This window comes from Thermus aquaticus (genome assembly GCF_001280255.1).
Classification (GTDB): Bacteria; Deinococcota; Deinococci; order Deinococcales; family Thermaceae; genus Thermus; species Thermus aquaticus.
In genome coordinates, this window is the sequence record NZ_LHCI01000106.1 from 652045 (window position 1) to 663633 (window position 11589).

General features: G+C 67.9%; 14 protein-coding genes, 1 tRNA gene and 3 pseudogenes. 14 read left to right on the forward strand and 4 right to left on the reverse strand.

All coding sequences use genetic code 11. From position 1 onward, the window contains the following. Positions 1 to 437, reverse strand: a pseudogene (locus tag BVI061214_RS13210) (transposase); the annotation flags it as partial. 261 nt (positions 438 to 698) lie between these two features. Here BVI061214_RS13210 and BVI061214_RS04520 point away from each other — a divergent pair. From BVI061214_RS04520 to carA, 5 genes are all read left to right on the forward strand, one after another. Then, positions 699 to 1901, forward strand: a complete 1203-nt coding sequence (locus BVI061214_RS04520) for an argininosuccinate synthase (RefSeq protein WP_053767453.1) — start codon at positions 699 to 701, stop codon at positions 1899 to 1901. Then, positions 1891 to 3279: an argininosuccinate lyase gene (gene argH / locus BVI061214_RS04525; RefSeq protein WP_053767454.1), complete on the forward strand. Its 1389-nt coding sequence runs from the start codon at positions 1891 to 1893 to the stop codon at positions 3277 to 3279. The genes BVI061214_RS04520 and argH overlap by 11 nt, the downstream gene beginning before the upstream one ends. Further along, positions 3272 to 3814 carry an N-acetyltransferase gene (locus BVI061214_RS04530; RefSeq protein ID WP_156303218.1) on the forward strand — a complete coding sequence of 181 codons (543 nt, stop codon included), beginning with the start codon at positions 3272 to 3274 and terminating at the stop codon, positions 3812 to 3814. The genes argH and BVI061214_RS04530 overlap by 8 nt, the downstream gene beginning before the upstream one ends. A 1-nt stretch (position 3815) precedes the next feature. Next, complete coding sequence (locus BVI061214_RS04535; protein WP_053767455.1) at positions 3816 to 4079, forward strand: type II toxin-antitoxin system HicB family antitoxin; 264 nt, start codon at positions 3816 to 3818, stop codon at positions 4077 to 4079. A 288-nt stretch (positions 4080 to 4367) separates the two neighbouring features. Continuing rightward, on the forward strand, positions 4368 to 5543 hold the full coding sequence (gene carA, locus BVI061214_RS04540) for a glutamine-hydrolyzing carbamoyl-phosphate synthase small subunit (protein ID WP_053767456.1): 1176 nt from the start codon (positions 4368 to 4370) through the stop codon (positions 5541 to 5543). Here carA and BVI061214_RS13750 read toward each other — a convergent pair. Further along, positions 5543 to 5989, reverse strand: a pseudogene (locus tag BVI061214_RS13750) (formate--tetrahydrofolate ligase); the annotation flags it as partial. The gene carA and the pseudogene BVI061214_RS13750 overlap by 1 nt on opposite strands. A gap of 2 nt (positions 5990 to 5991) precedes the next feature. After that, a pseudogene (locus BVI061214_RS04545) lies at positions 5992 to 6345 on the reverse strand (pyridoxal-phosphate dependent enzyme); the annotation flags it as partial. Positions 6346 to 6399: 54 nt separating this feature from the next. Between BVI061214_RS04545 and secG the strand changes: the two are divergent. The 9 genes from secG to rsfS all read left to right on the forward strand — a co-directional run bounded on the left by secG (position 6400) and on the right by rsfS (position 11193). Then, positions 6400 to 6627: a preprotein translocase subunit SecG gene (gene secG / locus BVI061214_RS04550; protein ID WP_003047134.1), complete on the forward strand. Its 228-nt coding sequence runs from the start codon at positions 6400 to 6402 to the stop codon at positions 6625 to 6627. Positions 6628 to 6663: 36 nt separating this feature from the next. Then, positions 6664 to 6739 (forward strand) — tRNA-Ala (locus tag BVI061214_RS04555). A gap of 97 nt (positions 6740 to 6836) precedes the next feature. Beyond that, positions 6837 to 7142 (forward strand): 50S ribosomal protein L21, encoded by a 306-nt coding sequence (gene rplU / locus BVI061214_RS04560; RefSeq protein WP_053767457.1) that lies wholly within the window; start codon positions 6837 to 6839, stop codon positions 7140 to 7142. Positions 7143 to 7145: 3 nt separating this feature from the next. Continuing rightward, positions 7146 to 7403 carry a 50S ribosomal protein L27 gene (rpmA, locus tag BVI061214_RS04565; RefSeq protein ID WP_003043417.1) on the forward strand — a complete coding sequence of 86 codons (258 nt, stop codon included), beginning with the start codon at positions 7146 to 7148 and terminating at the stop codon, positions 7401 to 7403. A 7-nt stretch (positions 7404 to 7410) separates the two neighbouring features. Further along, entirely contained in the window at positions 7411 to 8664 is a 1254-nt protein-coding gene (obgE, locus tag BVI061214_RS04570; RefSeq protein WP_053767458.1) for a GTPase ObgE, read from the forward strand. Next, positions 8665 to 9225 (forward strand): nicotinate-nucleotide adenylyltransferase, encoded by a 561-nt coding sequence (gene nadD, locus BVI061214_RS04575; protein ID WP_003043422.1) that lies wholly within the window; start codon positions 8665 to 8667, stop codon positions 9223 to 9225. It begins immediately after the preceding gene. Next, complete coding sequence (gene yqeK, locus BVI061214_RS04580) at positions 9200 to 9757, forward strand: bis(5'-nucleosyl)-tetraphosphatase (symmetrical) YqeK (RefSeq protein ID WP_053767459.1); 558 nt, start codon at positions 9200 to 9202, stop codon at positions 9755 to 9757. Before nadD ends, yqeK begins: the two co-directional genes overlap by 26 nt. Continuing rightward, entirely contained in the window at positions 9747 to 10844 is a 1098-nt protein-coding gene (locus BVI061214_RS04585) for an LCP family protein (protein WP_053767460.1), read from the forward strand. The genes yqeK and BVI061214_RS04585 overlap by 11 nt, the downstream gene beginning before the upstream one ends. 7 nt (positions 10845 to 10851) lie before the next feature. After that, complete coding sequence (gene rsfS, locus BVI061214_RS04590) at positions 10852 to 11193, forward strand: ribosome silencing factor (protein WP_003043429.1); 342 nt, start codon at positions 10852 to 10854, stop codon at positions 11191 to 11193. Between the two features lie 94 nt (positions 11194 to 11287). Here rsfS and BVI061214_RS04595 read toward each other — a convergent pair whose 3' ends face one another. Then, positions 11288 to 11569, reverse strand: a complete 282-nt coding sequence (locus tag BVI061214_RS04595) for a hypothetical protein (protein WP_053767461.1) — start codon at positions 11567 to 11569, stop codon at positions 11288 to 11290. Positions 11570 to 11589: the final 20 nt, after the last annotated feature.

An 11589-nucleotide genomic window follows, 5' to 3' on the forward strand; every position in this document is an offset into this window, starting at 1 on the left:
CCCTCCACCTCCACCTCCCTCCATCCGAAGTGGAGCCGCACCCGCTGGTACCTGCCCCCTACCCTCAGCTCCACCTCCTCCCCACAGGGAAGGGCCAGGGAAGAAGCCACCTTCGCCAGAGAACCCCCCTCCCCAAGCTTCCGGTCCCGGTAGACCCGCACCACGAACTCCTCCCCCAGGGCCAGCACCTGCCCAAACACCTTCCGGTCGTCAAACCCCCGGTCCGCCACATACACCAGCCTCCTGCCCACGCCCCCCAATCGCTCCCGGGCCGCCTCAATGGCTCCCTCCACCTCCTTGGGCAGGCTGGCAAACCCCCTCTCCCCGTAGGCCACCAGGTGGGCGTACCCCAGGGCCAGCCGCCCCGCGGGGTCCAACCCCAGGGCGGCGAGGAGCTCGCTCACCCGGGCTGAGCCTGCGGCCAAGGCGCCCCGCACCACCTCTTCAAACCGTCGGTGGAGGCGCTTATCGGGGGAAAACGCTCGCAAAACGGCCCGTGAACTCCTGGAGCCTGGCCTCGGCCACCTTGAGCATGTCCATGGATCACCCCCGGTACCAGATACGGGCTGCGCCCGCAAGGGGAGATTTACCACGAAACGGAGATGTGGGTAAAGTCCTGCTGAAGGAGAGGTGGAACTGTAACCGGGATCTTTGTGTATACTTATGCACGCCCCTCGAGGGGGTAGACTGGGAGGGACATGAAGATCGTCTTGGCCTACTCCGGCGGACTGGACACCAGCATCATCCTCAAGTGGCTCAAGGAAACCTACGGGGCCGAGGTCATCGCCTTCACCGCCGACATCGGCCAGGGGGAGGAGGTGGAGGAGGCCCGGGAGAAGGCCCTGAAGACCGGGGCCTCCAAGGCCATCGCCCTGGACCTCAAGGAGGAGTTCGTCCGGGACTTCGTCTTCCCCATGATGCGCACGGGGGCGGTCTACGAGGGCTACTACCTCCTAGGCACCGCCATCGCCCGGCCTTTAATCGCCAAGTACCTGGTGAAGATCGCCGAGGAGGAGGGGGCGGAGGCCATCGCCCACGGGGCCACGGGCAAGGGCAACGACCAGGTGCGCTTTGAGCTCACCGCCTACGCCCTCAGGCCCAACATCCGGGTCATCGCCCCCTGGCGGGAGTGGAGCTTTAAGGGCCGCCAGGAGATGATCGCCTACGCCGAGGCCCACGGCATCCCCGTGCCCGTGACCCAGGAGAAGCCCTACTCCATGGACGCCAACCTCCTGCATATTTCCTACGAGGGGGGGGTCCTCGAGGACCCCTGGGCCGAGCCCCCCGAGGGGATGTTCCGCATGACCCTAGACCCCGAGAAGGCCCCCGACGCGCCCGAGTACGTGGAGGTGGAGTTCCATGAGGGGGACCCGGTGGCGGTGAACGGGGAGAGGCTCTCCCCGGCGGCCCTGTTGCAGAGGCTCAACGAGATCGGGGGCCGCCACGGGGTGGGCCGGGTGGACCTGGTGGAAAACCGCTTCGTGGGCATGAAGTCCCGGGGGGTCTACGAGACCCCGGGGGGGACCATCCTCTACCACGCCCGGCGGGCGGTGGAAAGCCTCACCCTGGACCGGGAGGTCCTGCACCAAAGGGACATGCTCGCCCCCAAGTACGCCGAGCTCGTCTACTACGGCTTCTGGTACGCTCCCGAGCGGGAGGCCCTGCAGGCCTACTTTGACCACGTGGCCAAGGCGGTCACCGGCGTGGCCCGGCTCAAGCTCTACAAGGGGAACGTGTACGTGGTGGGCAGGAAGGCCCCCAAGAGCCTCTACCAGAAGGACCTGGTCTCCTTTGACGAGCTCGGGGCCTACGACCAGAAGGACGCCGAGGGCTTCATCAAGATCCAGGCCCTGCGCCTCAGGGTCAGGGCCCTGGTGGAGGGGAAGGGCCATGGCGCATAGGACCTGGGGCGGCCGCTTCGCGGAGGGGCCCGATGCCCTGGCGGCCCGCTTCAACGCCTCCTTGCCCTTTGACCGGGCCCTTTGGCGGGAGGACCTATGGCAGAACCGGGTCCACGCCCGCATGCTCAAGGAGGCGGGCCTCCTCACCGAGGAGGAGCTAGAGGCCATCCTTAAGGGCCTAGACCAGATAGAGCGGGAGATTGAGGCGGGCACCTTCCCCTGGCAGGAGGAGCTGGAGGACGTCCACATGAACCTCGAGGCCCGCCTCATAGAGCTCATCGGCCCTCCCGGGGGCAAGCTCCACACCGCCCGTAGCCGCAACGACCAGGTGGCCACCGACCTCAGGCTTTTCCTGCGGGCCGCCCTAGACGAGCTCCTCGCCCTCCTTCTAGAGCTCCGCCGGGTCTTGGTAAAGGAGGCGGAAAGGCACCTGGAGCCCCTTTACGTCCTTCCCGGCTACACTCACCTGCAGCGGGCCCAGCCGGTGCTCCTCGCCCACTGGTTTCTGGCCTACTACGAGATGCTAAAGCGGGACGCAGGGCGCCTGGAGGACGCCAGGGAGCGCCTCAACGAGAGCCCCCTGGGGGCCGCCGCCCTGGCGGGGACGGGCTTTCCCATAGACCGCCACCTCACCGCCCGGGAGCTGGGCTTCAGGGCCCCCATGCGGAACTCCCTGGACGCCGTGGCCTCCCGGGACTTTGCCCTGGAGGTCCTTTCCGCCTTTAACATCGGCCAGCTCCACCTAAGCCGCCTGGCCGAGGAGCTCATCCTTTACAGCACCGAGGAGTTTGGCTTCGTGGAGATTCCCGATGCCTTCGCCACCGGCTCATCCATCATGCCCCAGAAGAAGAACCCCGACATCCTGGAGCTCATCCGGGCCAAATCGGGCAGGGTCCTGGGGGCTTTGGTGGCCCTCTCCACCGTGCTGAAGGGCCTGCCTCTGGCCTACAACAAGGACCTGCAGGAGGACAAGGAGCCCCTTCTGGACGCCCTCGCCACCTACCGGGATAGCCTTAGGCTCCTTACCGCCATGCTCCCGGGGCTTAGGTGGAACCGGGAGAGGATGTGGCAGGCGGCGGAGGGGGGTTTCGCTTTGGCCACGGAGCTGGCCGACTACCTGGCCCAAAAGGGGCTTCCCTTCAGGGAGGCCCACCACGTGGTGGGGAGGCTGGTGAGGAAGCTCTCTGAGGAGGGGCGGGCCCTGAAGGACCTAACCCTACAGGACCTGAAGGCCCACCACCCCCTCTTCGCCGAGGACGCCCTTCCCCTCCTCCGCCTGGAGAGCGCCATCCACCAGCGGCGCTCCTACGGGGGCACGGCCCCGGAGGCGGTGCGGGAGCGGCTTTTGGAGGCCAAAAAGGAGGTAGGCCTTGCTTGAGCCCATAAGCCTTACCCCTCACCCCGTGGCCCTGCCCGAGGTGCGGCGGGAGGCGGGGGTGGAGCTCCGGAAGGCCAGGCTTGACGATGTGGACGCCATCTACTGGCTCATCCGCTACTGGGCGGAAAAGGGCCTCATGCTGGTCCGCAGCCACAGCCACCTCTACGAGAACATCCGCGACTTCCAGGTCCTGGAGGACGAGGACGGGCACATCGTGGGCACCGTGGCCCTCCACGTCCTCTGGCGGGACCTGGCCGAGATCCGGGGCCTGGCCGTCCACCCCAAGCGCCAGGGCCAGGGCCTCGGGCGGTGGCTGGTCTTAGGGGCGGAAAGGGAGGCCCGGGACCTGGGCCTTTCCCGGGTCTTCGCCTGGACCCTGCAGGTGAACTTCTTCCGCAGCCTGGGCTACCAGGTGACCACCCGGGAGGCCCTGCCCCCCAAGGTGTGGAGCGAGTGCAACGCCTGCCCCTTCTACGAGAACTGCCGGGAGATCGCCGTCATCAAGGGGCTTTCTCCCGGGGCCTTTGGGGGCTAGAATGGGCGGGATGGGCACCCTGACCCGCTACCTGGAAGAGGCCATGGCCCGGGCCCGCTACGAGCTCATCGCAGACGAGGAGCCCTACTACGGGGAAGTCCCAGACTTGCCCGGGGTCTGGGCCACGGGGAAGAGTTTGAGGGAGTGCGAGGCCAACCTGCAGGCGGCCCCGGAGGACTGGCTTCTCTTTCTTCTCTCCCGTGGTGAGACGCCCCCGCCCTTAGGCGAGGTCCGCATTGATCTACCCCATGGCGAGGCGGCTTAGACCGGTTTCCCGAAAGGAGCTCGTGGCGCGGCTTAAGGCCTTGGGTTTTTCTGGGCCCTACACAGGGGGACGGCACCGGTTCATGGTGCGGGGTTCCGTGCGCTTGGTCTTGCCCAATCCCCACCGGGGTGAGGTGGGCGTGGACCTTCTAATACCACCCCATGCTGGGCCAAGCCAGCATGGGGGCCCCGGCAAAAGGTTCCTGGGGAAGTTACCAAGCATGGTGGGCCAAAGGAAGCACAAGGATATAAAGCGCATCCTGAGGCAAGCGGGGATGGAGGAGGAGGGATGGCTGGAATGAAGGAGCGGGCCGTGTTGGTCCTCGAGGACGGCACCGTTTACCACGGCTACGCCTTCGGGGCCACGGGGAAGACGGTGGGGGAGGTGGTCTTCAACACCGCCCAGACGGGCTACCAGGAGATCATGACCGACCCCAGCTACCACGGCCAGATCGTGGTCATGACCTACCCCCACCAGGGGAACTACGGGGTGAACGTCTACGATATGCAGAGCAACCGCCCCTGGGTCAAGGGCTTCGTGGCCAAGGAGTTCAGCCGCATCGCCTCCAACCCCCGGGCCCAGCAGACCCTGGGGGAGTTCATGGCCTTCTACGGGGTGGTGGGGATTGAGGGCATAGACACCCGGGCCCTGGTGCGCAAGATCCGCGAAGGGGGGGTGCTCAAAGGAGCCATCGCCCACGCCAGCCTCTACGGAAGCCCCGACCACGCCTTCACCGAGGAGGAGCTCAAGGCCCTTCAGGAGGAGGCCAGGGCCTGGACCGACATTGACGGCCGGGACATGACCCCCGAGGTCTCCACCCCCCTGCCCTACGCCTGGCCCACGCTAAAGAGCGGCCGGCGCATCGTGGTCATGGACTTCGGCATCAAGCACGCCATCGTGGAGAACCTGGCCCAGATGGGCTTTGAGATCCTGGTGGTGCCCGGCAAGACCCCGGCTAGCCAGATCATGGCCCTCGAGCCCCACGGCCTTCTCATCAGCAACGGCCCCGGGGACCCCGCCATGCCCCGGTACGCCCACGAGACCATTTGGAAGCTCATGGGGCTTCTGCCCACCTTCGGCATCTGCCTGGGGCACCAGCTTCTGGCCCTGGCCGCCGGGGGGCGCACCTACAAGATGAAGTTCGGCCACCGCGGGGCCAACCACCCGGTGAAGAACCTGCAGACGGGGAAGATTGAGATCACCAGCCAAAACCACGGCTACGCCGTGGACATAGACTCCCTGAAGGGGTTCCGCCCCACCCACATCAACCTCAACGACGGCACCCTCGAGGGCATGGCCCACGCCCGCTACCCCGTCTTCTCCGTCCAGTACCACCCCGAGGCCGCCCCCGGGCCCCACGACGCCCTCTACCTCTTCCGCCGCTTTTTGGAGGAGGTGGAGGCCTTCCACGGGGCCACGGGCCTGCCCGTGGAAAAACAGCGGGCGGACCAGCACGGAATCTAAGTTCGGGCCACCACGTTCATGAACTTCTCCAGGCCCAGGTCGGTGGCGAAGCCCGCCTCCTGGACCACGTAGTCGGCCAGGCCCAGGGCGAAGCGGCTCGCCCGCACGGAGTTGGTGCCGTGGGCGATTCTATGGCCCGCTTGAGCTCTACCCGCCTGGGGTCTAGGAAAAGCTCGTTCCCCTGGTGCAGGTGGTTGTCCAGAAGGGCGTTCAGGAGGTTCACGGCGCTGGTCGCCGCGTGGAAGTCCCCGGTGAAGTGGAGGTTGATCTCGTGCCGGGGTTCCACGCGGGCTCTTCCGCCCCCCGTGGCCCCTCCCTTGACCCCGAAGACGGGGCCCAGAGAGGGCTAGGGCCAGGGCCGCCCTCTTGCCCAGGCGCCAGAGGGCGTCCACCAGGCCGATGGCCGTGGTGGTCTTCCCCTCGCCCGCCGGGGTGGGGGTGATGGCGGGACCCCCCGTTCCACCACCTCCGCCCCGTAGGCCCGGGCCGCCGCCTTCTTCAGGGGGCTTGCTTCCTCCGGGATCACCAGAAGGGCCCTCACGCCCAACACCCGGGCGGCGTAGGCCACGCCCTGGGCGTGGTTGCCGCTGGACACGGCGAGGAGCCCCTTGGGGCTTTCCAGGGTCAGGGCCTTGGCGAGGGCGCCCCGGGCCTTGAAGCTCCCGGTCTTCTGCAGGTGCTCGGCCTTAAGGAGAAGCCGCTTGCCCAAAAGCTCGTCCAAAAGGCGGGAGGTGAGGAGGGGGGTGCGGTGGGTGTGGGGGGCGATGCGCCGGTAGGCGGCGCGGAGGCTTGCCAGGTCCATGCCCCCATCATGCCAGTGGACACCGGGGCCTGGGGGCGCTAGAGTGGTAGGGGTATGGACTTCCTCTACACCCTGGTCATCCTTCTCTACCTCGGCGTGGCGGGACTTCTGGTCTATTTGGTCCTGGTGCAGGAGCCCAAGCAGGGGGCGGGGGACCTCATGGGGGGCTCCGCCGACCTCTTCTCCGCCCGGGGCGTCACCGGTGGGCTTTACCGCCTCACGGTCATCCTGGGGGCGGTCTTCGCCGCCTTGGCCCTCCTCATCGGCCTCTGGCCCCGTTGACAAGAAGGCCCTCCCCCGGTACCATAGGCGTTGCCTGGGGCCGTGGCGCAGTTGGGAGCGCGCCTCAATGGCATTGAGGAGGTCAGGGGTTCGAATCCCCTCGGCTCCACCAGGAAAGCCCCCCGTAAGGGGGGCTTTGGCTTGCGGAAGGCCCGCGTCTTGGGTATAGTAGAAGACCGGTAGGCCCTTAGGGCCCAAAAGGGGAGGCCATGTTCGCGATCGTCAAGACGGGTGGAAAGCAGTACCGGGTGGAGCCCGGCCTCAGGCTCCGGGTGGAGAAGCTGGACCTGGAGCCCGGGAGCCAGGTGGAGCTTCCCGTCCTCCTCTTGGGGGGCGAGAGGACCGTGGTGGGGGCCCCGGTGGTGGAGGGGGCCAAGGTGGTGGCCGAGGTTCTGGGCCACGGCAAGGGCAAGAAGATCACCATCTCCAAGTTCAAGGCCAAGGTGCAGTACCGCAGGAAGCGGGGGCACCGCCAGCCTTACACGGAGATCCTCATCAAGGAGATCCAGGGGTGAGCCATGGCGCATAAAAAGGGACTTGGTTCCACAAAGAACGGCCGCGACTCCCAGGCCAAGCGCCTGGGGGTGAAGCGCTATGGCGGCCAGGTGGTGAAGGCGGGCCACATCCTGGTCCGCCAGCGGGGCACCCGGTTCAAGCCGGGCAAGAACGTGGGCATGGGCCGGGACTACACCCTCTTCGCCCTGGTGGACGGGGTGGTGGAGTTCCAGGACAAGGGGCGGCTGGGCCGCTTTGTCCACGTCCGCCCGCTAGGCTAAAGGCGCCTTGACCTTTCAGGACGTTCTCCACATCACCGTCGCCGCCGGCAAGGGCGGCGACGGCGCCGTCTCCTTCCGCCGCGAGAAGTTCGTGCCCAAGGGCGGGCCGGACGGTGGCGATGGGGGGCGGGGGGGGAGCGTCTACCTGAGGGCCAGGGGTAGCGTGGACTCCCTCTCCGAGCTATCCAAGCGCACCTACAGGGCCGAGGACGGGGAGCACGGCAAGGGGGGCGGCCAGCACGGTAGGGCCGGGCGGGACCTGGTCATTGAGGTCCCCCGGGGCACCCGGGTCTACGACGCCGACACCGGGGAGCTTCTGGCCGACCTCACCGAGGAGGGGGAGACCGTGCTGGTGGCCCGGGGCGGGGAGGGGGGACGGGGTAACGTCCACTTCGTGACCCCCACCCGCCAGGCCCCCCGCTTCGCCGAGGCCGGGGAGGAGGGGGAGAAAAGAAGGCTCCGCCTGGAGCTCATGCTGATCGCCGACGTGGGCCTGGTGGGCTACCCCAACGCCGGCAAGTCCAGCCTCCTCCGGGCCACCACCCACGCCCACCCCAAGGTGGCCCCCTACCCCTTCACCACCCTGAGCCCCCACCTGGGGGTGGCCGAGATAGGGGAGGGGGTTCGCTTCACCCTGGCCGACATCCCTGGCATCATTGAGGGGGCGAGCCAGGGGAAGGGCCTGGGCCTCGAGTTTCTCAGGCACATCGCCCGCACCCGGGTTCTCCTCTACGTCCTGGACGCCACGGAAGCCCCTCTGGAGGCCCTTCGCACCCTGCGCAAGGAGGTGGGGGCCTACGATCCGGGCCTCCTCCGTCGGCCGAGCCTCATCGCCCTCAATAAGATAGATCTCCTCTCCGAGGAGGAGGTGGCTGCCAGGGTGGCGGAGCTTTCCCCGGAGGGCCTTCCCGTCCTCCCGGTGAGCGCCCTCACCGGGGAGGGGGTGCCGGAGCTTCTAGAGGCCCTTTACGCCTTGGTCCAGGCTGCCCCGGCCCCTGAGCTGCCCAAGCCCGCTCCCCGCAGGGAGGTCCAGGCGGGGGTGGAGGTGGTTCCCCTGGGAGAGGGGGTCTACGAGGTGCGGGCCCCGGAAGTGGAGCGCTACCTTAAGCGCATCAAGGGAGACCTGGGCGAGGCCGCGGGCTTTTTGCAGGAGGTCTTCAAGCGCCACGGGGTGGAGGCCGCCCTCCGGGCCAAGGGGGTGCGGGCCGGGGACGTGGTGCGCATCGGCGGCCTGGAGTTTGAGTACATCCCGGAGGTGTAGGTGCGCCTGGGCCTCTTCGGCGGCAGCTTTGACCCCATCCACCTGGGCCACCTCATCGCCGCCAGCGAGGCGGCCAGCGCCCTGAACCTGGACCGGGTCCTCTTCGTGGTGGCCGCCCGCCCGCCCCACAAGACCCCCGTGGCCCCTCCCGAGGCCCGCTACGAGATGGTCCTCTTGGCCACCGCCGAGGAGAGGCGCTTTTTCGCCTCGAGGCTGGAGCTGGACCGCCCTGGCCCAAGCTACACCGTGGACACCCTCTTAGAGGCCCGTAGGCTTTTCCCCGAGGACGAGCTTTTCTTCATCACCGGGGCCGACGCCTACCGGGACATCCTCACCTGGAAGGAGGGGCACCGCCTCCACGAGCTGGCCACCCTGGTGGCCGTGGCCCGGCCCGGCTACGCCCTGGGGGGCGTGCCCGTCCCGGTGGTGCCCCTTCCGGTGCCCGAGGTGGGCATCTCCAGCACCGAGATCAGGCGGCGGATCGCCGAGGGGCGAAGCGTGCGCCACTGGGTGCCGCGCCCCGTGGAGGTGTACCTTGAAAAACACGGCCTCTACCGATAGCCTGGCGGAGAAGGTCAGGGCCCTGGTCCGGCCCGAGCGCTTCGCCCACATCCTGAGGGTGGCCGCTTTGGCCAAGGAGATCGCCGAGAAGAACGGCCTGGACGGGGAGAGGGCCTATCTAGCGGGCCTCCTCCACGATGCGGCCCGGGACCTGCCCGAGGAGGAGCTCCTCTCCCTGGCCCCTCCGGAAAACGAGGTGGAAAGGGCCCACCCCCTCTCCCTCCACGGCCGGGCGGCCCGCCGCCTGGCGGAGGGGTGGGGGGTGGAGGACGAGGAGGTCCTGGAGGCCATAGAGGGCCACGTCTACGGCGTGGACCCCCAAAACGGCATCGGCATGGCCCTCTACATCGCCGACATCGCCGAGCCGGGCCGGGGGGTCAACGGGGAGATCCGGGAGTTGGCCCTAGCGGGGAGGCTTTCCGAGGCCTACCGCCTGGCCGTGGCCAACAAGGTGAACTACCTCCAGAAGAAGGGCGTCCCCATCCACCCTAAGACCCTGGCGGTCTACGAGCGCCTGGCCCATGCGCCCTAGACCTTCCTTCCTTCTTCTCGCCCTGGCCCTCTTCGCCTTGGGGGTGGTCCTCTCCCTGCCCCGGAGCCCCAAGGAGGAGGACCTCCGCCCCAGGCGGCTTGGGCCCCTCCCCGAGGTGGGGGTGGTGGTGGCCGCCCGGGACGTGGAGTACTGCGGCTACCACACCCCCTGCGGCCCGGGAAGCCGCACCGACACCATCTTCTACCTGCGCCTGGTGGGCGGGGAGGTCAAGGGGGTAGCCGTCCCCCGGGACCTCTACAGTCCTGTGGCCGGGGGCAAGATCAACGCCGCCTACGGCCGGGGTGGGGCGGAGCTTCTGAAGCGGGCGGTGGAGGAGGCCACGGGGCTGGTGGCGGAGAGGCACCTGATCCTCACTCTGGAAAGCGTGGCCCGGGTGGTAGACGCCGTGGGCGGGGTGGAGGTGGTCCTGGAGAAGCCCATGCGCTACACGGACCGGGCCGCCAGGCTCTACATTGACTTCCCCGCAGGCCGCCTCCACCTCTCGGGAGAGGACGCCGTCAAGTACATGCGCTTCCGCCACGAGGCCCTGGGGGACTACGCCCGCCTGGACCGCATCAAGGAGGTGATGGGGCAGGTTCTCAGGAAGGCGCAGAACCCGGCCACCTGGCCTGCCCTCACCCTGGCCCTACAGGAGGTCTGGCGGGAGCTGGACACGGACCTCTCCCTGGAGGAGGTCCTGCCCCACCTGCCCGCTCTGAGGGGCCTCAGGCTCTCCCTAGCCACCCTGCCCACCCGGGAAGGGCCCGGCACCTTCCTGTACGTGGACGAAGGGGCCAAAAGAACCTTCCTTGCCGCTTTCTTCGGCGCGGCCACCCCCGCCGCCCCGCCAAAGGTGGAGGTGCGCCTCAAGGGCCTTCCCGAGCTCGTCGCCTGGGCCCAGACCTTTTTGGCCAAAGAGGGCATCCAGGCCGAGGCCGAGGTGGCCCAGGTGGCGAAAAGCGGGGTCTACACCAAAGACCCGGAAGCCGGGGCTTACTTCGCCGACCTCTTCCACCTGCCCCTCCTCGCTCCCCACGTTCCTGTGCCGGGGGTGGTGGTGGAGCTGGGTCAGGACCTGCTACAATGAACTTTAGATGGTGAAGACCAAGGAGGCGTTGGATCTGGTCGGGCGCATCAAGGATCTCCTTTGGGAAAAGAAGGCGGAAGGCGTGGTGGCCCTGGACCTGAGGAAGGTCTCGGAGAGCCTGGACTACTTCGTCCTGGCCACGGCCACCAGCGCTCCCCACCTTCAGGCCCTGGAGCGGCACCTGGAGGAGAAGCTCAAGGAAGAGGGGCTCCGCCCCCGGCCCGCCGAGGGGCAGAGCGCCCGCTGGGTGGTCCTGGACTACGGAGAGGTGGTGGTCCACCTCATGACCCGGGAGGCCCGGGACTACTACGACCTCGAGGGCTTCTGGGCCGACGCCGAAAGGGTCTAATGCCACCCCATGCTGGCTTGCGCCAGCATGGGGGCCCCAAAGAGGGGTATCCAAGCCTCAGAGGAGGCTTTCGGCGAGGGGTGGCCGACCGGCCTCACTTGATCCGGGGCGGGGCCAAGGGGCCCATGATGAAGCGCTGGAAGGCCAGGTAGAAGCCCAGGTAGACCAGGAGCTGGAACCAGAAGCTCTCCGCCACCCTTAGGCCCAAGGCCCCCAGGAAGAGGATCAGGGCCACGGCCGCCATCATGACCAAGGTGGTGCGGAGAAAGACCCCGGGGAAGTACTTTAGGGCCTCCCGGAAGGTCTTGGGCCGCCTCTCTTCCCACTCCTTCAGGGCCTTCTTCTTGAGCTTTTCCTCGCGCTTCTTCTTGCCCACGGGGAAAGTATACTGAGCCC